Here is a 26768-nt window from a genome sequence, read left to right on the forward strand (position 1 = left end):
ACATCCAATTAGATCCATCCACGATCCAGTTCTTCCCGGCTGTCATAGATGCACAGTTCATATTGCTGTTTTAACAGTTCGATCTTGTTCGTATACAAAATGATATGGATCTCTCCCACTCTACGATAAAAATGTTCTGCACTCTCATATTCACGAACCGTTACGAATCTGACTTTTCCATCCACATTCAGCGAGTTCCGTGAAATATGTCCGCCCGAATCCGCGCACAGTTGCTTCAATACGGCCACATCATCCACATATACCTTTCCGTGCCATTCGAAATAAGGCTTGGACTGTGCCAGCATCGGCTGATCAAAATACGTTTCTTCCTTAGCCGGAATTTCCACCTTCGTCCGAACAACTGTGAATCCGTTATCCCGAAACTTCGCCCCAACTTCTTCAATAACATTCTTCACTTCTTCGTAATTCGTGCTATGTACAATGCCTGTAATCATTGGCTGATTAATATATTCACCTTTGTCCAAGACGATCAACACGGGCTTCACGTTCTCTTGATTACAGATGTTGATAAAGGTCTCTTTCTCGTTCTGCTTCAGATCACGCATGGTTACATGATATTCAAATTCCATCAGGTCACTTCCTTACTGGTTTTTGTCATCTCTCATTAGACAGATCTCTCTTCTATCTTCTGTTAATTCTCCACTCACATCGCTTAACTCGAATATTTCCACAGATCTTCTTTAAGTTTTACAATTCACGTTCAAAACGCATCCCTAATTTCTCTACAAGATACTGACAACTGGGGCATTCGTTAACATGAACTAGGACAACTTTATTTACTCAGCAATTCAAAAAATTCTAATATATTGGTCGCGACTTTTTGTGTCACAGGAGAAAACTCCTCTGACTCTTCATGAAACCAAATAACTACAGTAGGCTCTTCTGTTTCTCTAAAATCCAAACAAATAAAATCTCCTGAAAAAAGCGCTGCAATAGGAACTACATTCTGAAGAACCCTTTTTCGTGCTTACTCTACCCGTAAATCCATTGAACTCCCCGTCCAATCCTTTCATAGTCATCTCATGTTGCTCGAATTCACCCATCAAGGTAGATAATTCTTCTTTACTCATGGGAGCCATAATTCACCGGGCAAGATACTTCTTCTGTTCGACCGTCAGATTCTGTTTCTGCCAGTAATTATAGTCACCCATTTCCTCGGCGGTGATGACTATTCTTCCGATATCTCGAGCAATGCCGTTATGATAAGGGCCAAAAAACATTTCATATTTAATGTCATTCTGCTTCACATTCCCATAATACACGAGTGCTTCCTTCAACTCTTGGTCAACCTGTAGAAGCTAATTCATCAAAAAATATAAAAGGAGATAACCAATTTAAACTCCAGATTTTAAAAAAGTTAATTACAAAGAAACTACTTCTCCTCAATCCTGATTTTCTATTATCATTTATTCAAAAAAAGGACTCATTCCACCTAAAAAAATTGGAATGAATCCTTTAATCAATCATTAGTCTCTTTTTAGCAGCAATCAGTTACATCACAGAATTTCTTCTTGTTGGACTATAATTAACATATCCTTTTTCAAACATTTTATCAGCTACAATATATATATCATCTTCTTTTTTTGCTATCTCCAGTTCCTCAGCCGTTACACCTAGTAATAAATTTATTCTACCGTACCCAGAAGAAACAGGTATAATTTCAGGTAAATCTATGGGTGGAGTAATTATGAAGCCACTTAAGTCTGTATTTGGAAGCCTACCTTCGCGATATTCTATAAATTGGCCAGGATAAATATGATTTTTTGTTTCTTCAATATATTTAGTCCAACTAACCAATTCATCTCTAAAAACACTTTCGTTAGGCTTTGCTGTTATCATCAATTCATACCCAAATCCAGAAGTTTTTCCATTTTCAAACTCAATAAGGGATGGGGTATTATTCTCAGGATTAGTTAACCCCGATGTGATGTATACATCCAGTCCATCAAAAGCATTTTCATATTTAAGGATTAACAAATCACTCTGCTCACTTCTCCACACGATCCTAGGTTCTATACAATCAAACATCGACCAATATATTATTTCAATTCGATCTGACAATGGGAATTCTAAAGGTGGAATGAAAATTCTTTTTAGAATGTTTTCAACTTGAGGATAAATAAAATGTCCCTTATTTATTGTGATTTTCATTTTCGATAAGGGAATTTCAGATGAAGCAAGATTTAATAACTCCTCTTCATCTAATTCTATCCACACATCCGGATTTGCTTCATCACGGGAATATAAAGTATTAATATCCACAATACCTATACTAGATAATCCTAGCAAATCTACTAATGGAGATTTTTGTTTTCCAGCAAATAATACAAGTTCACATCCACTCGGAAAGCAGAAACCTATTGATTCAACACATTTACACAAATATTCAAAATATGGGGATCGTTCTAACACCAATTCTAGTACTTGTTTTCTATTTTCCACTTTGAACAAAACCTCCGTTTACCAAAGATCAAAATTGCTGGGTTTGAATACCCATTTCCCTTCTTCATCCACATAGCCCCATTCTCCATTAAATGTAACACAACCAAGGTTATTGTAAAAAGAATCAGCTGTTGTAAATACATTTTTAATAATATACTTTCCACTTTTGTTAATGTATCCATACATATCCTTACTTTCAACTGGTGCTACATTATTTTGAAATTCACCTACACTTTGAAATTTATCTTTGATAACCCTACTCCCCGAGTGATCTATAAATCCCCATTTTCCATTTGCTTTTAATTTGAATCCTCCTAGTCCTTCGGAAAAACTTGAAACTTGATAATACTCAGGTTGTATAAGAAACTCCCCTTGTTGATTAATAAAGCCATAGAATTCACCGTCCATCGAGGCTTCAGCTAATCCCTCTGAAAAATTGGATACTGAATTAAATTGATAATCAATTTTTAGCTCACCTCTATCATCTATAAAACCAAATTTTGTCCCTTGCTTTACTAATGCCAATCCATTTGAAAATGTACCCATAACATCAAAAATCGGATCTATAATAATTTCACCAGATACCCCAAAAATACCCACTTTCTTGTTTTTCTCCGCTATAACTGAAAACCCCGGATTTATTCCATGTATTCTATCAAAGATTGGTTCTATTACAAGCTCTCCTTGCTTATTAATACATCCATACTTTCCTTTATAATAAACCAATGCTAAACCATGTTCGAAGTCCCCTAGAAAGTCGGCACTCAATTCAATTACCCATTCGTTTTCAGTATTTATATATCCTTCCTTATCATCGAACGTCCAAACATATGCTAAACCTTCACAAAAATTGTTTACAGCCTTATAAGAAGGCTCAATTATAATGTCACCTTGTTTATTAATAAAACCATACTTCTCATTTATTTTAATTTTATAAAGATTATTATCCTTCATTTTTATTCTGTCCTCCTAATGGAACGGCCCTGGCTGCTTATACCAATCTTTGGGCCAAGTTTTTGCATTTGTTGAAAATGGATTATATACAACATCTATTTTTTTATCAGGCATTCTCACTCTTACGTAACCTATCGGATTATCAAGGATATCTGTTATCACTAACTTTCCCTGACCTTCTTTTACTCTATATGTTTCGAATGCTTTAATTTTGGGATCGTTTACTTGACGCGTCTGAGGTATAATATTTAGAGGACTATCTTCAACTGCATTATCAAGTGCCCCTTCATTTATGGATTTAATATGTCCTCTTTCAGTTCCTGGACTAACTTTCGTCCGACTATACCCAGAACCACGTTTCCCTTTAGTACCAACTGTCCAAATCATCTTAACTGTATTTCCGAATTTATCCAAAAAAACTGTTGTTGTTTCTTTACCATTCAAATCTAATACACTAATCTTATAAACAGCTCTTCCATCTGTAATCTTTTCGACTGAAAATTTGTTATTTGCTATACCTTCTCTTAATTCTTTTATCATAACACGCGATAAATTTTGGGATTTCAATGCAACAACCAGATCTTCAAATTCTGCATCTGTTAACTTGTTTTTTATAGTATCATTTGATCTATTTCTCTCGTCAGACTCATTCGGTTTCTGGCTAGCTTCCTTCTTAGATTCGTTCGTATCCTTATCTTTTTGTGATTCTTGTGGCTTTAATAGATCCTTAGACTTATTTGCAGCCTCTTCACCCTTTTTACCTTTTCCTTTTTTCTTCGATGAATCTTGTTTCCACTGATTATGACTGTTGGGAATCTGATTATCTTTCTTGTTAGCGCTAGATGAGCTTGTTCCTTCACCTTCGCTCGACTTCTTCCCTGTACCTGAACTCGAATTCGTACTATCAGTCTCACCTGACGATTGGGACTTCTTACTAGTGCTTGGGGTCTGATCCGGTTGTTTCTTGCCACTGCCTGATGAGCCTGTCCCTTCACCATCACTCGACTTCTTCCCTGTACCTGAACTCGAATTCGTACTATCAGTTTCACCTGACGATTGAGACTTCTTACTGCTGCTCGGGGTCTGATTCGGTTTCTTGCCATTGCTGGAGGAACTTGTTCCTGCCCCGTCGCTTGACTTATTCCCAGCGTTCGAGCTTGTTTTCCCTCCGGAACTAGCTTCCCCGCTACTACTCGACTCTTTGGGCTTGTTATTTCCCAAGTTGCCCCAAGGCTGAAAACCGATTTTCTGTTTATCTTTATAATAATCGCTGACAGCTTTAGTAATCACTTCTTTTGACTTTTTCACAAATGTCTTAGTTTTACTCTTAGCTGCATTGCCTGTAGTTGTTGTACCTTTAGAGGGAACACCAGGAGAAACTGTGTTTCCGGGATAACTGGAAACATCTTGAACACCATAGCTACTTTTCATTTTCGTACTGGATCTAGCCCCAGGGCCATGGAACTGTGTATCGAACCCTTTTAGCCCGGCTTCGTATTGATCATAGTCACCGATTAGACCAAGCAAGGTTTCTTCATCCATTGGTGCCGTAATTCGCAAGGCAAGATATTTCTTTTGTTCCAATGTCAGGTCCTGTTTCATCCAGTAGTCATAATCACGTAGCTCCTCTATTTTGATATATGCGTTTCCGATATCAAAGGTTAGCTGGGCAAAATAGGGCCCAAATAGGATCTGATACTCATCAGGGTTCTGTTCCACTCGTTTAAAATGCTCTAACGCTTCCTTCAACTGCTGGTTCGCTTGTTGATGAGCCCATTTATCCCGAACATTTTCTGGAACCTCATAGTATGACGCACTAACTTCCTGATGCTGCTGGTGAAGCTTTTTCATAAAATCCAGAAAGGAAGTAGCCGTGGTTAACTCTCGTGCAGCTGAGACAACTTTGCCGAATAACTGGCGCTTATATGCTTCCTCTTCCTCCAGCATACCTACAAAACCATCTTTTAAACGATTCAGAAGTTGTAGGGCCGAAGGCTTAAAGGATCCTGCACTTGGGATGTTCCCGATTGCTGCAGCGCCAACGACAACGGCCTGTGCCGCAATGGCTGGTGCACCTCCAAGCATACCCAAGACGGGGATCATGCCCGCCATGGCGAACGCTGCACCAAACAGGGAGACCTCCTTCATGTTAACCACGGAAGGCTGCATAGCAGCTGCTTCGGCTGCAGCTGCTGCTTGAGCTGCCTCATATTGTTCAAGCGGAATAAGGGGCGGCTCCGGCTCCGGCGGCAAATCAGCTACCACGACCGGTGCCTTATGGCTGCCTTCCTGTTGAAGTAGTCCAGCACGAACATCAGCTTGTCCATCCAATATAAAGCTGCTTCCTCCGCCAAGAAGCCAAATTGCTTCAGGAGCGGTAGCTTTAATCTGACCTGCTTTAAGCGATAGACTGCCACCCTGAATCGAGATATTACCTGCACTCTGCATCGTTACACCCTGGTCATTCAGTGTGATGACCAATCCAGCTCCAGCCTCTACGGTCACCTCATCCGATGACATACCAATAGATGGTCCGTCAGGGTGGCCCCACATTTTGTGTTGCGTTCCACCGGAAACTGAACGCTTGCTTTCGGGTACTGCATGACGAATATAAGCCTTGGACTCGCGACTTCCAGGAATGTACAGTTCCACCGTGTCACCAATCTCTGGCATTAGGTAGAGTCCGCTGTGACCTTCGGCGACGTAAGATGTCGATAAAGGATATGGACAGGAAGATTCTGCTTTAATCGGACCATCTTCGATATACAGTTCCATCTGTACACGATCACCAATAATGCGGATTACTTCACCGTATAAGGAGAGGCCAATGAGATCCAGAAGATCGGATCGTGGAACCCGAATATGTTCTTCCAACATCATACGATATGTAGTCATGAGCAACCCGGATTCCAATCGGGATTCCGCTTGAGTTACCGTTAATTCTTTCCCGTCAGGCAGTTCGACTTTATCACCCAAAGCATAGGTTTCATAACACTCCATCGTATAGATGAGCGCCCCCTGTGTACCTTTGAGATCCTGCATCATATACCGATGCTGTTCATCCCCATGCCAATTCAAATGGCCCATTTCTTTCTTGACATGATATGGACGATCCAGAGGCCATTTCCACAACTTGCCCATGGGCAACCCGAAGAACAATTTCGGTGAAGCTGCGGTCACTTCAGGCACCAGTACGGTACCAAACCGGGAAGCCAAACGTCTCAGAAACATCCAGTCGGTTTCTCTATATTGTAAAACAAGTTCTCCCAATTGGGTATTCTCTGTGACATTATCAATTACATCCGAGTAGGTATACGCCTTCATCACGTATTTAACTAATTCGCCATAGGACATCGCCCTGTTCTGGAATGCTCGCTCGGATATTTCAATGTCCATCTGATATGTATTCGATATGGCCTCTAGCTCGAACCTGTATATGCCACCAACCAAATGTACAGTTAATGAAGTCATCACGCCATGAAACAAACGCCTTACAGATTTCCCCATTTCATCTAGCTGTCTTAGTACAATCGGTTCTCCTTCAGCCTGGACATGAAGGATGCCTGGTCCATCCTCCTCCGGTATAACGCCGCTAATATATAAGTTCGCATGCTCATTAATCTGTCGGGTAATTCGGATTTCTTCCAGCCATTGCACTTTATACGGCCAATATAAGCGTAGTTGTTCGTACCCGATGCGTTCCTGTACCTTTTTCATGGATTCGTTCATCTCAAAAATCCAGCTGCTGTCCGTCATCCTCGATGACGATATCTCCACCATACAGACACTTATGCGTACAGTGACCAAGTAGAGCAGCTTTCCCTTCCACCTTGGCATCTCCTTTGCCATGTAGCCAAGGCATAGTCAATACGGGTACACACGGTGCTTTCTTCACCCCATAGATATCCACCATCATACTGTTGGATACAGCCGGATTCTCCATATTGGAGCAATTTCCAAATGATCCAATATGGACTCCAGGTACATAATCTTCAATCGTCAACTGAGCCTTGCCTTTGATGTAAACGCCATGACTAAATGGGATCTTCAATCGGGTACGCTGTGTACCACAACTGCAATGCAGAATCGCTCCGGCAACCACATAACTCTTGGAATCTCCTGTAGCAGGTTGAAGACTGATCTCACTCTCTTGATTACCTTGTGCCATTTCGCCTCTCTCCTCTCTATATTGTCTGTTCCTGCTCCAGACGGACCAGCTGAATCCCGGAAAAATCCCGACGCAGCAGACTCTCTGCCAAAGCTAGATTAACGATGATGACAGATTCACGAGGTTCCTTTAATTGAAACAAAGGAAGTTCAGCCTTACCTCGATCCAGAACAATCTGTTTCAGACTTCCATCCAGATGACGTTCCGTTTGGGGAGAGAGCACATCCATTATCGTTGGATAAATAGCCCAATAGGTCTCCTGGGACATACGTGCTTTGTCCGTCAACACTGCTGCCCTGCGAATTAAGCCGGGATGGTACAACGTAAATACTTCCAGCATTCGATCCGATACCAGAGGTACAGGGCGCTCCAAATAATCGGTGTAATCTACATTAGGTCTGCTTTTGATTGAAAGGTTAATTGCGGTGTGATTACTACTCCCCTCCTGAAAAGAAGCATTCCACTCTCGACGCTGTACCTCACCAACCGCTTCTGTCTCTACACGATTTATCCATCTGGTATCCTGCATCAGCCTAAAGTATCGCATGGCGATTCCTCCTTCACCGACTCCTCAAATATCGCATCTTCCAGATCTGCCCCATCCCATAACACGTTGGTTAGGTTTGCTCTACGAAATATAGCTCCACGGAGTCGCGCTCCCCTGAAATCTGCTCCGGTTAAGTTGGCATTCTCGAAGTTGATACCTGAGTACCCAGGACCCTGTATTCGACCATCAGGATGCCCTTCTTCCCCAGAAATACCCCTGAAGATAGCCCTCTCCAGTGAACATCCATTGAAGTCAGCACCGTATAGTAGACTGTCAGCAAAATTGGTATCTCTCATATCACAGTTATGCCAACGTGTGCCTACCAAGACACAACGTTCAAAATCTGTTGATTTTAATCTGATGTCATTAAACCTGCTATACCGGAAGTCTAGATCACTGCATATCATCTCTTCCATGTCCAGATCGTGATAGTCCGCATACATCCCACCCAAACCATCACCCTCTTCAAGCTCCCTGCCGATGTCTTCCAGGTTCCGTTCTCGTTGGTCAAGGCGATACACACATTCACTGGTATCCAAATACTCCCCTACACGAACCTCAAATTCGGGCTCCACCTGCATATCCGATATCAGTTGGGAATCAAGGAGCTGATGGAAACATTGACGAATAAAATAAATAACATAGCGGTGAACCAAAGTTACCTCTTGAAGTCGTATTCGATCCAGTTCAACCATTGAGATCATCCCCTGATAATCAAGAAGTGTCTTCTTCAAACGATCAAGCATCCGTTCCAAACAATCAAAGGCCCACTTGGCATCATATAATGCCTGTATAGAATCTCTGTCGAGAAGCCATGACATATCACTGGCTTCGGCAAGATAATGCATCGCTCCCGTATCGACTTCTGTCCTCAACAAAGAATATTGGATGTAAGCAACTTTCCCTTTGGCACCAATCCGTTGACTGTGCCTTACTTTACTAGTTAATTCCTCGAAATATCTTAGGAACTCCGCAGTCAACATTGGGAATTGGCTGTTTAATGTATGTTGAAGGTCAGCCATCAGCCTGATTCGTTCAGGCTCCACTTGATTCGTATAAAAGTGCAGTAGTGATTCCTTCCGGCTCACTGACTTTCCTCCTTCCAACGTTAATTAGATTTCACTTCTGTCCCGCTCATTTGAGCCTGACCATCAAGCCTTATTTTCCCTCCTCCTCCTTCAAGAAGAAGTTCTGATCCTGCAGATAATGTAATTTTCTTTCCTGCTTTTAACGAAATGCTCCCTCCTGCTGACATACTTACCTGCTGACTACCTGCAATATGAATACCTTCATTTCCACTAAGTCGAATATAGACCTCTCCTTCTTTGCCGCTAATGATTACAGCGTCTGGAGTAAGACGTATCTCTCTCCCATGAGGAGTGCGAAAAATTTTATGATCGGGATTGTTCAGCTTGTTGGTGGATGTCGACTTGTTATCCAGTCGTGGAGCACCTGTGGCGTAAGCGTCTTCCTCATACATCGTTGGAAAATATACAGCTATCGGGTCACCAATTTCGGGCATGACATACCAGCCGGTCTCTCCCTCTGCAATATACGGAGATTGATACAACAGCCACAGTGCATCTTCCGTCCCTTGTTTATCATCACAATCAAGATGCACCTGAACCTGCCCACCATGTACACCGATAACACGTCCCATTAATGAGCTTCCAGCAATCAGCGGATTGTAGTACGTCTTCTGTCGCAATCCTTTGTGAAGACTTAGCACATATTTATGCTTTAAAATACCTCCGGCGAGTTCCGTATAGGCTTCCGTAAGATACAGACTTCTGCCTCGGAATGAGATATGGTGTCCCAGTTCCATAACTTGATCTGTCTCCACTTCGTATACAATGAAGTCACTTTCATTCACATTTACAGTCTCGTTCTCTGTGAAGTACATGAAAGGAGTCATGTTTTTGTGGACGGTATAACGTGTATTATCCAGTTCGATCGAGTTACCATGCTCATATACGCCGAAATAAAATTTGGGGCTGTCGAATTGAGCCGCAGGCATCAGACTCGTATGAAATCGGGAAGCCAGTCTTCTGAGAAATGCCCAGTCTGTTTCCTGGTATTGCACGGCAACCTTGCCAATCTTGGCTCCCCCGGTCCCCTCATCGATCACGTCCAGTCCCGGATAATCCTGATCCAGCTCCTTTAACAATTCAGGGAGCGTCATCTGGATGTTTTGAAACGTACGGGTTCGCTTCTTGACATCCATCAGGTATGTATGTGAGATTGCTTCAACCTGGAGCGTATATACGCCCCTCACAACCTGTACTTCTACAGATAAAGGAATGCCTTTGAATAGCGGACTTTTGTTCCCTTCCTCGTCCTTTTGCCACACTTCAATCGGGGTATTCTTATCCGTAACATCCACATAACGATCTTTCCATTCCTCGGATACCATGCCTTTGAAAACAAGACGGGTGTGCTCATTCATCTTTTTGCGGATTGTCAATTCTTGCAGATGTACTAGCTCATAAGGTTCAATAATCAGATTTTCATACGTCAGGCTCATGGACTCAGCTCCTCTCTAATTCATTTCGACAATGAGTGTATCCAGAAGTGTACCACCGGGTTCCATCCAATTTCTCTTCTCATCGTCCGTACAGTTAAAACCATAAACAAGGACTTTCTGATCTAAAATGGCGAACACCATATGGTTATAAATTTGATCATTCAATCCCTGAACAACGAACTGGCAGTAACCCGTGGAAAGACCGGCACCCGTCACTCGAACGCCGTGTTTTTTCCATTCTCGTACAGGTTGAGTTGCACGAATCACATCAGCCATCGATTCCGTAAAGGAATTCAGCTCTTCCGGAGCAAGACGATGATCCAATGTCTTGAACGTAAAGTTGATCGTTCCCGAATCATTGGTATAGATCCATTCAGGACGATGGGACGACGGATATTTTAACTGAGCTTCTCTTTCTGTCACCAAACGAAATGTGCGGGGAAGAGACACCGTAACCTTGCCCTCGTATAGCTCCGTTCTTCTCAGATGTATCGTTTCCTGTTCAAGGTGTATCATGGTTATTGGCTCGAATGGTTTAACTTCTCTTGATTCAGGAGAGGCTTCAACATCTCTAGTCTCTGTTCCCTGATGAGGTTCACCGTTCAATGTTTTGCCATATAACATCGGGATGATTTTGCGATCCATATGTTCCATAAACGAATTCCATCCTCCCATTCACTTGAAAATTTTCAATCCACAATCATACGATGTGGTCCACCCACCGGCATACCCGAACGTCCCGTTCCCCGACCTGCATTCGCGAGTATGCGATCCAGATATCGATGAATCTGCGCATTATCATATTCTCTGTACTCCATCCCTAATCGACTAGTAATGTGATGCAAAATGACGCTACGCGCAACCGTTCCTTCATTGAGACACATCATGGCGAAGACCAGGTCCTGGGGATCAGAGGTCCCCGTTCGAAGCAACCTCTCGGCATAATCCTTCATGACAACCGGAGATAAGGTGCTTGCCCCCTCGGCTGCATAAGGGACATGAATGACATGCAGGGTGTTGAACTCCGTTGCCAAGTCGGCAAAGGTCTGGTAGTCACGCCGCAGCCGGGCCCCTTCCTTCAGCTTGAATCGAGCCAGCTCCAACTCTCTCGATGTGCACGTTGTCTCTTCATCCAAGAGCAGTTCGGAATGGCTTATCGTCATGTCACTCACGGTCTCCTCCGCGGTAAACCGAAGCTTCAGCACATTGACCCGTCCCGTAGCTTGGTATGCCAGTTCCATAGGCTCTGTCAGCATATAAATCCTTCCTTTATGCAGCACCATCCCAGGGGCGACGACCAATTTGTCCGGGAACACTTCTACCTCTGCACCTGCAAGAATGCCATCTGCATAACCGCGATAGTACAGTTCGATGAAGTCTCTGGGGAAATCACGTAGCCCCTCCAACATGGATGTTTTCAGAATTCTTCCCTTGTTAAAATGCGGATACGAATATGTGAACATGAGCGTTGTTCCCCCTTTCTGCTCGTGGTCCTCACTTCATTCCGTCAAAGAAGTCCAGTTCCGACAAGTCTGTTTCAAACGGAAGCAGCTTCTGCGATCCCAGATACAGCCGTTCATTTCTGCGAGCTACAGGTAATACATGGAAGCCCCAATGACGATCATCCGGAAAGACAAAAAACTTCGTCTCTCCATTCACGATGGAATCCGTATCATCCTGCGGAATTTTATCTCCATATCGTTCTCGAATGTCTTCGTAGAGTACCTCTTTATAGAAATCCGGACGGTTGGCATATACGAACTTCTGTCTCAGCTGACCATCACTTCCGCTAAGGTACAACTCCACTTCTGCCGTCTCGAATGGACGGGAAATGCTACCCGGAATGCCATCACTACGATCCAGACTGCTGATCAGCATTTTTTCACGTCCATTATGCGTGTAGGCACTTACGGTATACGGAATTACAGCGGCATCATGCGTGATGTCAGCTTGAACGCTTCCTGTTTTGCGGGCACTCAGATAACGAATTGCCCCTCGAAGGCAGGCAAGTTTAAGATCAGGCACACGCCCTTCCGCAGGTTTTTGCCGAAACTCAATGCTTCTGCCTGGAACGAACTCTTTCAGTGCTTCCCGAAATACATCAATGCGGCAGGACTGACCTGTCAACTTGATAATAGAGTACTGGTTCATCCGTCCTTGACGATAGAAATCATCCAAAAACTTGCGGACCACTTCATAGATATCGGCCTTAATCAGCTGGGTAATTTCCTTGATATTGAACACCACATCGGGGAACTCATATTCATCCTTCAACTCCCCATTCCGCTCTACCGAGAGGAACCAACGCTCCATGGTGGTGATCTGCAGATCACTGTCCCCGTCGCCATCCATCTCCGAGTGGAATCGGTTACGCAAGATGCCGGTTTTGCGGAAAAATTGCTGCTTCATCTCTTCTGCGATTTCCCACAGAAAGTAGAAGTTGCCTCTTACCCGCAAATACTCGTCCCGTGAACGATTCTCTCGGCGCGCAAACGCGGTAGGGATGATGTGTTCTGCCTCCTCATATCGCTGCTCCAGCTTCTGATAAACGGACTTCACACCCTCTTCGTCCACCTGACGGAACACATCCGCACCAGGTGCCTCAATCAGGCTATCAATATCCGTCACCTGACGGCGTCCGCTATAGTAGTCGGCGAATACAATTTTCATGAATTGCATAATACGATAGGTAATGTTGTGACCTCCGAAGTTCGTGTCCCCATTTTCGTAGGTGGTATGGATATCGAGCTTGTACGCCATATGTCCATCCTCGATCGTAAAGGCACAGGAAGACAAATCCGTCGTTCCACCGCCACAATCAATCACGAGCGCATGGTACGTTTGCCCTTCCATGAAAGCACCACGTTCCATCCCGTCAGCAAGGGTGTTATAGAGCACAGCCATCCCCTCATCCAGCGCATACGTCTGCTCAATCCGATAATCTGGAAGCATCTCGCCGAACATCTGCAAAAACTGTGTTTTCATCTTCACGGGACTGGTAAAATGCACATGGCGAAACTTGCACTTGAACTGAAGCTCTGCCGTTCGGATGATGTAATTCATGTACGCACGCAGCAGATCCATACGAGAAACGATGGCCGCATTGCCATGAACATCGACGATTTCTTCCATTTTGTTGTAATTGTTCACCCAGCGCTTCATGCTGCGGAAGACACTCGCCCGGCTGCTGTACCCTCCCCGACGCATACTTCGCAGCGCTTCATAGCCGAACTCGTAACGAATGTTCGCTGGATCCGAACACTCCGCCACCCCAATAGCCGTAGGCAAGACCTCGATCCAATCCGTATCTTTGTATGTAGGATCGGGAAAGGAAACGTAGTTGATGGCATCCATACGGACTCGTCCATTCAGCAAATCCTGGCTGCTCGGCGCCTGAATATAACCGTTATGCAAATAGGCGCCTGCCGTCGTATTGGAGGTGCCAAAATCAATTGCAAGCACTGCTTCTGTAGGTTCAAGCTCCCGGATGTCCAGATCTGCCAGTGGGATTTGGGTATATTGAATATGAACGGGTGGAAGCGGTCTGCTGGAATAATAGGTCTGATATAGGTACTCCGAGTCGCGTTTACGGAAAAAGAGGAGACTGTACTGTCTGTTGCCCGATCTCTTCCAGGTCGACCCACTTCCTGCCGTCAAATAAAAGGTTCCCGATACAGAGTCGTCCTTAACCAGGTTGAAGATGCCACACAGCTCCATGCTCTCATTGACTAAAAGTACGTTGGATTCGGTTAAACCACCCGGTGCTGTGACCACATATCGATCCAGCTTGTCCACGTTCAATCCTTCGTACAGAATCAGTCGCGCAGGCACACTAATGCCTCCATCACTGCTCATGGGAACCGTCATATGACGAGAAATAGCCTTTTGTATCCGCTCGAATCCGCCTTCAACAGACTGATTTATCCACAATACATCGTCCGCTCCCAGAAATTTCAAAATAATCCGAATCAGTTCTTCCCGCTCCGTCCGAGGCCCCAAACCCTCGATTAACCGTTCCTTGTAACAAATGTTCCGTAATTGAAATGTGGTCATGTCCATCAATTCTTCACGCGTATAACGTATGGTTCCTCTGGAACGTTCCCGGCTCGTGGCATCAGGATACAATCGGTATGAATAGCCGTTCATCTATACTTCCTCCTTACAACTGCTGGTGCTGCTTAATATAGGGCAATCCCGTCCTGTATCATCGTATAGTCCACATCCAGAATGCCAAAATGATGCCCCCAGTATATTTCCGTGTCGAAACGAACCGGCAGAAAGAGTTCAAGAATCAGTTCCAGCTTCTCCTTCGCTTCCGTACGTTCTACCTGACCAATATACAAAAGCAATTCATCCTTTTCCTCACAATTGGCATAAAGGGTTGAACGCGGGAACATTCGAACAAGGGTATCCCTCAGCAGATGAACCGCCTCTCCCGTATCATACAAACGGAGCATATTGCAGGCGATCACTTCCTGCTCCTCCTGTCCGAACAGCTCCAGTCGCCGCCGAACCCGATCCCCGTAAACACCCGAATGCATATCCTTCAGAATGAAGCGAATATAATACTCTCTCTTGTTCATACCCTGCATCAAATCCATATCCGCCAGAAAATGAATAACCAGATCAAAGAGCGCCTCCCGCAACTCCACCTGCTCTTCATTATTAATATCGAACAGATCCCTGAAAATATCAAAAAAGCGATAATACGGATTGACTTCAACCGTGCCTTCCACGCCTGAAGCATTCAGGTTTGTCTGGCTAAGTTCCATGTAAGGCGAATATACACGTGCTGGCACAAAGGTTACGTCGCGCAGATCGGTTCCATTACGCTTGGCTCGAATAATCAGATCCCAGATGTAATTCATGTTGTACTCACACCCATTCCCCTTCGCAGCAGTATTCCGGGAAAGCCAGCTGGATTTCGGATACCAGAAAGCTCAGCAGATCATCCAGAAAAATGGCCTGTCCCGGCTGCTTCCCGTGTCTGCTGAACCTTAAAATCATTCGATGTTTATCTGTCTCAACACGGACATGGTCGCTAACAAATGCATTAAGTGGGTACGTGACTCCCAAAGCGGGTCCTGGCGCCACCACTTGCACATCTTCCAGTTCCAATCCCTCTGCTGCCTGAAAAGCGTGAACCATGCGGGCAATCTCCCCTTTGGACCGCACAGAACGTCCTTCCTGACGCGCATATTTACCGGCAAACCCTTCCCGTTTGTTATTGGAAAACAGTGGATAGTCCATTCTGCCAATTCGAGTTGCGACAGGACCGGCTATTTTCAGCACCGTCCATGAATCGGATTTTTCCAGTGGTGATACGATGGTGATATCTTCTTCCGATCTTTTGATATACCGAATATGCGATTCGTCTCCATCCACCAGATATCCGTGTTCCGTTCCGGTTTTGCGGAGTGGCAACACATGTTCATAATTGATTCGGTCCGAAGCCGGAACAGGGAATCCACCCGTTTTCATATCCAACTTCTGGATGTTCCACAGCGGAATCATATTGGTTCTTTTATAAGACTCGAACTCCTCCAGATGGATGGAAAGTTCCTTGACAGTATGTTGTTTGTCCCATGCCTCTCCGTCATCCGAACCCACTAGAACACAATCAACGAATTTGAAAATATAAGGTGCATTAATCGATTTCCATGGCAGGCTGTTTTTACGAAAGACCCGGTACAATTCATCAACTTTGGAGATATACGCTGTACTTGATTTCAACCGAACCGTTATAGCATGTCTGCCTTCATTGGTTACTATCTCCCCGCGAAATGTCCGATTACTGTTCAGAAGAGATTGGAGTTCCTGTTGCCCACATTCCATGTAGAACGTGAATAATTTCATCTCTTCCTTACGCGTCAGTGCCTCTGAAGCCTCACTTAAATATACGGTCTGTGGTTCAGCATCCTCAGGAATGATCGGGTACAGAAATTCATGAATGGGGTCCAGATCTTCCCGCGCGCATAATGTGACATATACATCATGACGTTCCTCCTGCGGCAATACCTCATCGAAAACTCGTTGCTCAATCTGTTTGTTCAGCGTCTCCTGATACTCCACAAGATTAAGAAAAACGCCTGTCATGAGATCTTTGAGCATGCGGCGTTGTTCCAGATCCTCCATCTTGTTAAGACGGTCACGAATCATGTCTTTCATCATGAATCTCCTCCTTCCGATGATTCCTGTTCGTTCACGTCAGCCTCCGTGGTATCGGTGCTTCCGTCAGCCTTGGAGGCAGAATTACTGCCAGCATTACTTGTCGTTTTTCCAGGAGAAGTACCTGAGCCGGAAGCATCCGCATTGCCATTTCCAGCCGAGGTGCCATTAGCAGTGGAAGAACCATTCCCCACTGTATTGCCTGTATTCACACTTCCTGTACTCCCGGTCATATCCGAGGTTATGCCCGATGTATTTGGTGAGTTTGATCCTGCCGTATCCTGCGTAAGATCAGCCGCCGGTACCGGTGGGTTTAATTTCTCATCCAGTTTGTTTATTTTCCGCTCCATGGCCAGCACACGTTCCAGCATATCGATCTCTTGATAAATTCCCTGTGCCGAAGCATAGGCATCCATGGCTCCGCTGTAGTCTCCGGCTTCATTGAAGCGGTCACCCTTCTGTTCCAGCGTATCTGCTTGAAACTGCCGGGATTGCCGTTTGATATCTGCGCGTTTGGTCTCGGCCGTCTCCAGTTGCGTAGCAATTTCCTTCAGCGCATCCTTGTAAGCTGTCTCCGTAGCGGCTGTTCTGGCCCTTTTATACAAAATGATCGCTCCACTGTAATCTCCGTTCTGGAGTTTCAGATCGCCCTCAGTGATCCAGTCTTGCACTTGCTGGAAAGTGGTCATCTGCTCCAGTCGCTCCTGAATAACTTCCCGGTTGAACATGCTATAGGATTCAGACAATTCCAATGCTTTGGTGTAACTCGCGGTTGCTTTGGTAATGTCGCCTTCTTTCAGGTGAGCTTCCCCATCAACCAGCGTCTGGGCAGCAGACATCTTCGCGGTCAATAGCTTTTTATGTATCGGGTCCTTGATTTTGATGGAATTATTGCGTGCAAGGCTGTAGTCCGAGACCGCCTTGGTATACTCTTGTTCCTTGACGTACTGGTCTGCGGTCTGTTCATATTGCAGCATATCTACGACCAATTCAGCTTTTTTGGCTGCACTTTTCACCGCGTAGAATATGCCGGCTCCACCAAAAATCAGGAGCATGACCAGCATGATGGCAATCCGCTTAATCCATTTCTTACGGTTCTTGGGCTCTTCATGAAAAATCTTGTTCACATATATGGCTGCCGCACTATAATTCTCGATACGGGTACGCTGCTTGCTAAGCATTACTTCTTCAAGCGTATCCGCCAGTGTCTGCGGGTCATTGGCACCTTCAACCGCATCGATCATCTCGGCATCCTGAACACCTTCCCATAATCCAGGGGTGCAGAGCACAAGCACATCGCCATCGGCCAGCTTAATCTTATCCGATACATACGGTCTGATCATGCCAGGTTTGCCCGCGTATTCGTTCAGATTGCCGCGTTCATCGTGCTGATCCACACGATCCTCTGCAATCTGTCCTTCGGCTGCCAACTGGGCAGCAACGCTATGATCTTTGCTTTTTAGTGCAAGCCGATTTCCACGAAAATGATACAACCGGCTATGTCCGGCAGATGCCCACACCATACGTGTATAATCTGTCACAACAATGACGAATCCCGCTTTGAGCCTGACTCGGCGGCTTTCATACTGCAACCATTCATGGGCAATCTTGATATACTCCGTTAGTCTGCGTTTGGACATGGTTGGCTTTTCCAAAAAGGATTCCAGAATGGTCTGCACTGTGATCTGTGCGCTATTCACTTCCGTATCTGTATCCAGGCCATCTGCAATGACATAACAGGCCCAATCTTCCAGCTCAACGCAGCCGTAGAAATCCCGATTTTTCAGGAAAGATCCCGCTTCCGAGACAAAAGCCGTCTTGAATTCACTGTTCTCCTTCCTCATCCGTCTCCCCATTTCCCTTCCCTGTGCGTTGCCTGATCCGTTACCATCCTTGCTCCAAAATGATAATCGTGGCATTATCCTGATGCACGAGCTGTTTTTCTTCAATCAAATCAATGATGGTCTGAGCTGCATCAAATGGGGACATGTCTTTCGCAAGTATAGTTTCCAGTTCCATCTCAGTAAGAGAGTTGTATACCCCGTCACTGCATAACACAATCTTGTCCGCCGGCTGCAGTGCAAACGGCTCGTCCGCGATTTCCATTTGTTTAAAATGGTCGTACCCCAAATAGTTGACCAGCCTTTTGCGCTGCGGATTATCCAATGCCTCCTGCTCCGATATTTCTCCAGACATATACTGTTCTTCGAGTTGAGTTTCCAGCGTATGTTTATGATTGATAGCAAGTAGCTCACCTTTGCGAAACACTGCCAAAATGCTGTCCCCTACTGCCCCCCAATACAGTTCCCTGCCCTTGATCATGGCAGATACCAACGTTGTTCCGCCCGGAACGCCAAGCAAGTTACGAAGAATCGCCTGATTTGCCGCATGGGCAGAAGCATCCCAAAACTCCTCTGGATCAGGAAACCGCTCCAACTCTTCAAACTCACGGATAAATGTTTCTACAGCAGTTGTACTAGCTACTTTCCCACCAGATAAGCCGCTAATTCCATCGGCAAGTACCGCAAGTACACCATAAGGCTCCACGGCACAGGCGAAATAATCATCCTGCTCACTGCGAGCACCAATGGTCTGTCCATTCCCGATCTGAACGCCAACCGGCCTATCGTCACGTTGCCTTACCGGAATCCGGCTTCGGACGAATAACAACAACCAGATCGACAAACAGCCTGCTGCCAGAACCCAATAAGGCGTTAGCTCCTTGTCGTTCCACAAGATCATGAAGGTATTCACTGTTGCTCCCATTCAAAATGCACACCACATAATGGGATGAAAATAAATTTACTGCGTCCCAATTGAATGACGTCGTAGGCAGCCAGTTCCACCGGAGAATAGACCGCTTCATTGTTGTGATAGGCAAGGCCGGAAGCATCGCCGGGCAGCAGATAGAAATTCCGTTTTTTGGGATCATATACAATCACCGCATGATTACGCCTTGAAATCGTGTTATCCCCTAGGATTCGAACATGCATCTCTTCCGAACGTCCAATAAAGTTCTTTTCAGCCATAATTCGATAATCCTGGCCCATCTGCGGACCTTCGATACACACCATCCATCCCGTTACCGGTTCAATTCCTGTTGTTTCCCCCAGGTATGGCATCGTTCTGTCATCCTCTGCTGTGCGAGGCGCGCGTGGGATTGCTCCCGCTGCTTCACTATTGCCGGAAGCCGGTGACTCGACGGCCAGATTGCAATATGGACACGTGTTACCGTGCCTTCTCGTGCTGAACATATGTCCGTTTCCACATCTTGTCAGACTCATTTCTTTTCATTCCCCCGTAAGCTTGTATAATGGTACGCCAACGTTATTTCACCAAAATTCGGGTATTGGCAATATAAATTAAGTCCCCTGCCTCAATCAGGCTGGGTTCTTCGATTTCCAATTTGGATGATCTGCTTTGATTTCCCTTACGTACACCTACGCCGCTAGCCGAGTCAATATCCTCGATAAACCATTGGCCCGAGGCTTTGTTCAGCACAGCATGTTGCGGACTGATGAGGGAAGCATATGGAGTATCGGACAGATCAATGTCCGCCTCACTGTTCTTCGAACTTTTTCCGATCAATACACTTGTCTCACCCTGAATGTACCATTCCTTCACACTTGTACCGTCGTCGTCCAACAGCACGAGTTTCACAACACGTGAAGACAGCTTCTTCTTTTCCCCCTTGGTGGCAGGTATGTATTTAAAAAATAGGTATGCTCCCCCGGAGAGAACTACAATAATTCCAGTTATCCACTGGGCACCCATGTCCCGGTTAATGATGAATATGTAATACAGCACGGCTAACGAAATCATGGCGACGCATGCGTCAAGCCCTATCGTCATTACCGACCTTCCTCGTCTCACTTCCATAACCTCCGCCTGAACCGGCACGATCCATTACAGGTCACCGGCTTACTTTTTTCGAACTCCGAAATATCGGTCAAACATGGCGGACATATCCATTCCTTTATTAGGATCGGCTTTGCCACTGTTTGAGCTTTCCTTGCCTTTGGGGCTATAGCCAAAAAATTGTTCAAACTGTTCCTGCATTCGTGATGGATCAGACCATACTCTCTCGGTATTCATAGGTCCATTTTTTGCATGTCCACTCTTTTCTCGTGCAGTACTGGATGTTGCTCCTTTTGCCCCTCCTGGATTCCCTGTAGATCGAGGTTGTTGATTGTATGCTGCCCTTAACTCGGGGTTTCCGAGTGTGCTGTAGGCCTCATGTACTTGCTTGAAACGCGCCTCTGCCTGCGGATCTCCCCCGTTAACATCCGGGTGAAATTTCTTCGCCAATTGACGATAAGCCTTCTTGATCTGCTCCGGAGAAGCTTCACGTTCTACACCAAGCACGGCATAATAATCTTTCATGGTATTCGTTCCTGCCTCCCTGCCGTATTCGGGCGTAAATAAAGATTAAGGGGCACAAGGGCCCCTTAACATGACAGAATTATTCTGGGCCAGCCATAACTGACCCGGAACATTAGTTGCCCCCTTTTATACCGGGAAGCCGCCTTCGATTTTAGTGAATTCAGTTTTGTCTTTTTTCTGTTTGATGAACAGGCTGAATTCACCCACGCCTTCGGTATCTCCGAAACGCTCTGTGTAATCCACAACGAACGCGTTAGGCATGTAAATTTTGCGTACCACTTGATCCGCTGCAACCACTTCCAGGGTTACTTTACGATAGCAATCTGCTTTTTCAGCTGGAACGAGGGACCACAGAGCAAGTTTCATCGTGTCATCTGCATTGTCACCGTCTGTTGCTGTAATAATTTTGCCACTGATGCGAAGTGTTGCACCTACATCTGTAGATCTAGCATTGGAATCATCTGGCGTATCCGTGTCATACACTACTGTGCGGATATTATCCATTCCCAATTCGATTGTTTCTGCGCCTTCTACTTTCAATACAAAACCCATTAATAAAAACCTCCTTAAGATTAGAAAACAATGTGCCCGGCATGCTCTCCATCTGGGGAGAGGTGCCAGAATATATGTATAAGGTCAGCCAGTAAAGGCTGCCTCTAACACCAAAATAAATGTCTACAATTCGTTGTTTGAAGAATTATATTCAAAATCCAAAACTTGTAACTACTCCAGCCTCTTACACTTTCATCGCGCTGGTGCCTTTGGTAATCATGACCTCCAGGTTCTTCACGTTGCCGTTGAATACCAGATCAATGTGGCACATATTGCTCTTCTCATCGATGATAAAGCTCATGTCGTCGCCTTCCTGAATGATCGAATTGATCGACCCTCGGGTTCCCAGCCACCGGCTCTTCTGACTGCTCGGATTGTTGCTGAAGAATTTGACGATATTTTCATGCTTGAAATCACCCGTCTGGAAACGGAGCAAGCGCTCAATGTAAGTACTTACGAGTGTTTTATACAAGGAATCAAAGCCATCTTCGGACATCGCCATGCTTCTCGCTTTGTATACCGTGATCCGCTTGATATCGCTATCCTGGATTTGGGCATTTTCCGATGAGAAAATAAATCCAAAGTTTTTCCGGTTAATCGAATCCTTGATAGTGTTCGTGAATCCGGAGATTTCTTTGGTCATCGTAGTCACTACACGCAGACTGTTATCGCCTGCTTCAATATCAAAACGCACACCTGGATAATCCCGGTTCACGGTTTTGAATGCGCCTCGTAGATACTCAGGGCACTGATATGCAGCCACAATTCCGGCAGATACATAAGACGCACCGACATACACACCTTCAATCCACAGCTTCAGAATGTCTTCTTTCTCCTTGGAAAGCTCCACACCATTCTCCGTCTGGAGCATACGACTGTCGATAACAACACCCGATTTCTCTTTCGGAATGATGGTGAAATTCGGAGCACTTGGAATGGCGAATTCGCTGTAGTCCTTGCGAGATAATACCGCGCATTTATCAATATATTTATCGATGCCTGCGGTAGCCATACTGCTGAATGTAGTCTCTTCTCCAGATTCAAAGCTGAAGAATACTTGTACTTTGTAGTCTTTAACGACTTGCAGAAGCATGGACAAGGATTCCATACTGTTTCCGTCTTGTTTAACCACTTTCTCGTTACCACGGAAACGGGCACGACTGACTTGAACTTGTCCCGTATTCTCCAGTTCAACGGAAGGAACAATACCGAACCAAATGGTGTCGGTAAAATCATTCTTCGCATTGACTGTGTTGAGATAGGTCTCCAGCCGCGGAATGTTACTGCTCTTAACAAGCATATCCAGCTTGGCATTGGCAATCAGCATGGAAGGCAGCATGCCTTTGTTTTTGGTCGCATATTGATCAAAGAACATTTTGACACCCAAAATTTTCTCTACCAGCGGTTTTACGGTTTTCACAAAGTCATCCTTGGCGTTCTTGTAAAATTCCAGGTATGTATTGTAATTCTGTACTTCAACTGCCGTATCGACATCCGTCTGAACCGCAGGTAGTGGGCAGAATGTACGAACGACCAGATCCTGTACATACGGTGAAGGTGCCTCGGAGAGTGAATCATAATCTTCGGCAAACACCTGAGTCAAATCTGTGCTTGTCGACTCATCCAGGAGCATCAACTCGTTGTTATCACTCTTTGGAGCTTCGATAATTTTCAATTCTCCGCTCTCACCAATCGTGAGTTGTCCTACCTGAATCGCTTCGGAAGAAGTTTCTTCTTGAGCACGGCCCAGCAACAAGCGGGTTTTGATATCTTCGATGGCCAGTGGCAGCATTGCCATAACATTGTTATAGTTCCGGCTGGCATCTTCAAACATGACATTAAGTTTATCCCCGATATCCAACTTCTTCGGGTCCCCGTCATCCAGCTTCTCATGCTGGCCATACATGTAATGAATTTCTTTCCGTACCTGCCGAATGTCATCCATAACCTTTTTCGGTGAAATCATATCCAGCAAATTTTCAAACTTGAAATCTACATTCGTAATCCCCTGACTACGTTTGGTATCGATCAGGGTAAAGAGCATTCTCAGGAAGTCATTGCTATGATCAATTTTGATCTCAGAGATTGCTTCATCCGGAATCCCTTCCGGTTTTTTAAGCGTATACATGACTTTCTGGTTTACCGCATTGAAAAAGGAATACACACTGGGAGAAAACTTGTCCAAAAACTCATCGAAGTTTCGTACAAGCAAGTGTTCGTTGATCTCCTTGATCTTGTCATCATTCAAACTGTCGATCCCTTTTACGTCACCGACAATCGTAATCAAATCCATTTTCTCAGGATTAATCTCTTCAAAAAGCATCGTTCGGTTCGTTTGATTAATAATATCCATTCAGGCAACATCCCCCTAATGATGGTTCATTTGGGCGAATGCTTCCCCCCCTCCATCAATTTTTGACACTCCGCACGCACTATCAGTCTTTGGTCATGATCTAAGAGAATCATCTTCTCAGGCCATCACAAGTCCAATAGAACGAGCTGTCAACATATGACTGGAACTTATGTACCAGATTATGCCGTTTGCTTTGGAGATTTATGGAATTCATCTTAATCATCAGTGATATGTTTTGTCAATATTCCCCTATATAGGTCTAAAAGCTCATTTATGTGACTTCGATATACCTATAGAACTATTTTCCGAATTTCGCTTCACTTCCCTTCTAATCATGCCGATGATAAAGAATATCCTATAATTTGGATGATGTTCAATGATTTAAGACTAGTGGAGTTTTCACCCTAATCAAGAGGGAATCACCTTAACGTATGCGGTGTTGCAATATTCTTCGCTTATCAAAACTACGCATAACGGGGTTTTATCGAGTAAAAACAAAAGTTTTTTAACAAAAACCAGTTTGACCTCTAAAAAAAATTGTAGTGCCCAAAACAGAAAGGAGATTCGAAGCATCGTATGATATTAATAAAATTCAAAAAAGCAATTTTCTCTCTCTTGTTCATCAGCTTTTTAATTCCAGCGTGGGACATGAGAAGCATATATGCTGAATCATCCGTCAAGACCCAGACGTATGAAGGACTCGATGCCATGTTTGTCCTGGATGTTAGCTACTCCATGAATGAGACCGACAAAGATCGCATTGCCGAAGAAGTTATACATATGTTTATGGATATGAGTAGTGGACCTAAGACCCGATTGGGGTTTGTAGCTTATAATGACAAGGTCACTTCATCCGTACCACTGATGGAGATTTCATCATCTGGAGCTCGCAATAACCTTCGTAGCCGTGTGGATGGCTTAAAACGTTCAGGATATACAGATCTCGGACTTGGCTTACGCCGAGGTGCTAGCCTGCTTGAACAATCACAGACGGACAAACGCAAACCATTTATGATTTTGCTCTCTGACGGAGAAACGGATTTACGAGGATCGACGAGCAGAACACCTGCCGACTCATCCAAGGATGTGGACAAGGTTATTGAGATGGCACAACAAGCTGGTTATCCCATCTATACTGTGGGACTAAACCGCGACGGTACGGTTAACCCGGCAGAATTGGAGCGCATCGCCAAAGAAACGGGTGGTTCTTCCTTTATTACCGGAAGTGCGGATGATCTGCCTGAAATCTTCAATCGTATTTTTGCAGATCAGATTCAATCTGTTCTTGTGTCTGTAGCGGCTGTGACTGCAACTGGAGCAATGCAGGAAGTAACCGTGGATATTCCTAACTCCAGCATGGCGGATGCCAACATTATCATGCTTTCTGATCATGCTGTCTCCGAAGCTCAGCTCTATTATCAATCGAGCAATGTCAGCTTCATTCGATCTGATAAATATGCTCTGATGAAGATCATTCGTCCGGTCAAAGGACAGTTTAAACTGAAATTCAAAGGCCGTAGCGGTGATCTGGTGAAGATTAACCTATTAGGGAACTACAACGTCTCTGCGGTCGCAAATATGGCAACGGAGCAGCCAGTCAAGGGGAAAAGCATCACATTTGAGGCATCACTCTACGATCAGGCTGTGGACCCTAAACCCATTAAGGACTTGGATGTGTACAAGGGACTGGAAGCGGAACTCATTGTAACTCCATCTGATGGAAAAACAGAACGTATCCCTTTGACCAATACAGGTAGCGGATTTACGGGAAAATACACTTTTCCCAAATCGGATTTGTACACATGGGGACTACGGATCGACGGCCCGGACTTTTATCGCGAAATTACTCCGGTTGAAGTAGACATTACGAATCAAGCACCCGTAGCCACCGGCGTATCCATGGTGTTATCCAAAGACGACAGCAATACAGATGTCGACCTGAACAACCACTTTAAGGATCCCAATAATGATCCATTAACGTATGTCCTTGCAGACGGTGGAAGTGAGCGCAAACTTGGAGATGCCGTCATTGAAGGCAACCTGTTGCGATGGTCTTCTCTACACACCGGAAGTTCAACGATCAGGGTGACAGCAACGGATTCTGAGGGAGCAAATATAACTACAGACATTTCGTTGCAAATTCATTCTTTACGTGAAAAGGTACTGCTATATACAGGATTGGGCCTGCTTCTTGCTGGTGGTATTTTCGCACTGTATTGGTTCGTAATGAAGCCAAAACCCGTATTCCGGGGAAGACTGGAAGGATACTTTCTAGCGACAGCGAACGGCGAGGATATACCGGTGACCAATTGGCCTCTCACTTCATTGGAACGCCGAAAAGTAAGTCTCAGTGAACTGTTTGATCGCATGGACATCGGGGTCAAAGTACTAGAAGCGGGACGAATCTGGCTGGAAGCGGGTAAAAAAGAAACGTTATTGGTACGGCACGATACGAATTGTACGGTTGTCCGAGGCCGAACGCCAGTGAAGCGCAGACACGCGGAAGCTATGGAGTACAACGAAAAGTTGTATATTACGTTTGAGGATGGTGTTACGGAGATCGAAATTCGTTACAAAGCCATCAAACCAAGTACCAATATCTATGTAGGACAAAAGAGAGATCCACAGTAAACTACGTGTTAACTAAGTGGAAATG

General features: G+C 44.9%; 22 protein-coding genes and 1 pseudogene. 1 reads left to right on the forward strand and 22 read right to left on the reverse strand.

Annotated elements, in window-relative coordinates; translation table 11 throughout:
* Positions 1-8 precede the first annotated feature (8 nt).
* From QVE09_RS13895 to QVE09_RS14000, 22 genes and pseudogenes are all read right to left on the reverse strand, one after another.
* Positions 9-590 (reverse strand): hypothetical protein, encoded by a 582-nt coding sequence (locus tag QVE09_RS13895; protein ID WP_315937220.1) that lies wholly within the window; start codon positions 588-590, stop codon positions 9-11.
* 203 nt (positions 591-793) lie between these two features.
* Positions 794-964, reverse strand: a pseudogene (locus QVE09_RS13900) (SMI1/KNR4 family protein); the annotation flags it as partial.
* Between the two features lie 139 nt (positions 965-1103).
* Entirely contained in the window at positions 1104-1298 is a 195-nt protein-coding gene (locus tag QVE09_RS13905) for a hypothetical protein (RefSeq protein ID WP_315937221.1), read from the reverse strand.
* Between the two features lie 214 nt (positions 1299-1512).
* On the reverse strand, positions 1513-2463 hold the full coding sequence (locus QVE09_RS13910) for a suppressor of fused domain protein (RefSeq protein WP_315937222.1): 951 nt from the start codon (positions 2461-2463) through the stop codon (positions 1513-1515).
* Positions 2464-2481: 18 nt separating this feature from the next.
* Positions 2482-3417 (reverse strand): WG repeat-containing protein, encoded by a 936-nt coding sequence (locus QVE09_RS13915; protein WP_315937223.1) that lies wholly within the window; start codon positions 3415-3417, stop codon positions 2482-2484.
* A gap of 15 nt (positions 3418-3432) precedes the next feature.
* The gene (locus QVE09_RS13920; RefSeq protein ID WP_315937224.1) at positions 3433-7173 is read right to left on the reverse strand and encodes a contractile injection system protein, VgrG/Pvc8 family; all 3741 of its coding nucleotides are present in this window, start codon (positions 7171-7173) and stop codon (positions 3433-3435) included.
* On the reverse strand, positions 7148-7585 hold the full coding sequence (locus QVE09_RS13925; RefSeq protein ID WP_133385614.1) for a DUF4280 domain-containing protein: 438 nt from the start codon (positions 7583-7585) through the stop codon (positions 7148-7150). The genes QVE09_RS13920 and QVE09_RS13925 overlap by 26 nt, the downstream gene beginning before the upstream one ends.
* Positions 7586-7601: 16 nt before the next feature.
* The gene (locus QVE09_RS13930) at positions 7602-8132 is read right to left on the reverse strand and encodes a hypothetical protein (protein ID WP_315937225.1); all 531 of its coding nucleotides are present in this window, start codon (positions 8130-8132) and stop codon (positions 7602-7604) included.
* Complete coding sequence (locus QVE09_RS13935) at positions 8114-9220, reverse strand: pentapeptide repeat-containing protein (protein ID WP_315937226.1); 1107 nt, start codon at positions 9218-9220, stop codon at positions 8114-8116. Before QVE09_RS13935 ends, QVE09_RS13930 begins: the two co-directional genes overlap by 19 nt.
* 20 nt (positions 9221-9240) lie before the next feature.
* Positions 9241-10656, reverse strand: a complete 1416-nt coding sequence (locus QVE09_RS13940) for a hypothetical protein (RefSeq protein ID WP_315937227.1) — start codon at positions 10654-10656, stop codon at positions 9241-9243.
* Between the two features lie 15 nt (positions 10657-10671).
* Positions 10672-11310 carry a hypothetical protein gene (locus QVE09_RS13945; RefSeq protein WP_315937228.1) on the reverse strand — a complete coding sequence of 213 codons (639 nt, stop codon included), beginning with the start codon at positions 11308-11310 and terminating at the stop codon, positions 10672-10674.
* A 35-nt stretch (positions 11311-11345) separates the two neighbouring features.
* Positions 11346-12119, reverse strand: coding sequence for a DNA and RNA helicase (locus QVE09_RS13950; protein WP_315937229.1), 774 nt, complete (start codon positions 12117-12119; stop codon positions 11346-11348).
* A gap of 31 nt (positions 12120-12150) precedes the next feature.
* The gene (locus tag QVE09_RS13955; protein WP_315937230.1) at positions 12151-14802 is read right to left on the reverse strand and encodes a molecular chaperone; all 2652 of its coding nucleotides are present in this window, start codon (positions 14800-14802) and stop codon (positions 12151-12153) included.
* Positions 14803-14834: 32 nt separating this feature from the next.
* Positions 14835-15524 (reverse strand): iron-dependent peroxidase, encoded by a 690-nt coding sequence (locus QVE09_RS13960; protein ID WP_100528546.1) that lies wholly within the window; start codon positions 15522-15524, stop codon positions 14835-14837.
* Between the two features lie 7 nt (positions 15525-15531).
* Positions 15532-16824, reverse strand: a complete 1293-nt coding sequence (locus QVE09_RS13965; RefSeq protein ID WP_315937378.1) for a normocyte-binding protein — start codon at positions 16822-16824, stop codon at positions 15532-15534.
* Positions 16824-18668 carry a SpoIIE family protein phosphatase gene (locus QVE09_RS13970; RefSeq protein ID WP_315937231.1) on the reverse strand — a complete coding sequence of 615 codons (1845 nt, stop codon included), beginning with the start codon at positions 18666-18668 and terminating at the stop codon, positions 16824-16826. Before QVE09_RS13970 ends, QVE09_RS13965 begins: the two co-directional genes overlap by 1 nt.
* 40 nt (positions 18669-18708) lie before the next feature.
* Positions 18709-19590: a PP2C family protein-serine/threonine phosphatase gene (locus tag QVE09_RS13975; RefSeq protein ID WP_315937232.1), complete on the reverse strand. Its 882-nt coding sequence runs from the start codon at positions 19588-19590 to the stop codon at positions 18709-18711.
* On the reverse strand, positions 19575-20108 hold the full coding sequence (locus QVE09_RS13980) for an FHA domain-containing protein (RefSeq protein ID WP_133385623.1): 534 nt from the start codon (positions 20106-20108) through the stop codon (positions 19575-19577). The genes QVE09_RS13975 and QVE09_RS13980 overlap by 16 nt, the downstream gene beginning before the upstream one ends.
* 43 nt (positions 20109-20151) lie before the next feature.
* Complete coding sequence (locus tag QVE09_RS13985; protein WP_315937233.1) at positions 20152-20676, reverse strand: FHA domain-containing protein; 525 nt, start codon at positions 20674-20676, stop codon at positions 20152-20154.
* 69 nt (positions 20677-20745) lie between these two features.
* Positions 20746-21207, reverse strand: coding sequence for a J domain-containing protein (locus tag QVE09_RS13990; RefSeq protein WP_315937234.1), 462 nt, complete (start codon positions 21205-21207; stop codon positions 20746-20748).
* A gap of 126 nt (positions 21208-21333) precedes the next feature.
* A complete protein-coding gene (locus QVE09_RS13995; RefSeq protein WP_056695746.1) occupies positions 21334-21759 on the reverse strand; it encodes a hypothetical protein in 426 nt (141 codons plus the stop codon).
* A 184-nt stretch (positions 21760-21943) separates the two neighbouring features.
* Entirely contained in the window at positions 21944-24112 is a 2169-nt protein-coding gene (locus tag QVE09_RS14000) for a transcriptional regulator (RefSeq protein ID WP_315937235.1), read from the reverse strand.
* 576 nt (positions 24113-24688) lie between these two features.
* Here QVE09_RS14000 and QVE09_RS14005 point away from each other — a divergent pair.
* Entirely contained in the window at positions 24689-26743 is a 2055-nt protein-coding gene (locus QVE09_RS14005; protein ID WP_315937236.1) for a vWA domain-containing protein, read from the forward strand.
* The last annotated feature ends 25 nt before the right edge of the window (positions 26744-26768 follow it).

The organism is Paenibacillus sp. ClWae2A, from assembly GCF_032452295.1.
Classification (GTDB): domain Bacteria; phylum Bacillota; class Bacilli; order Paenibacillales; family Paenibacillaceae; genus Paenibacillus.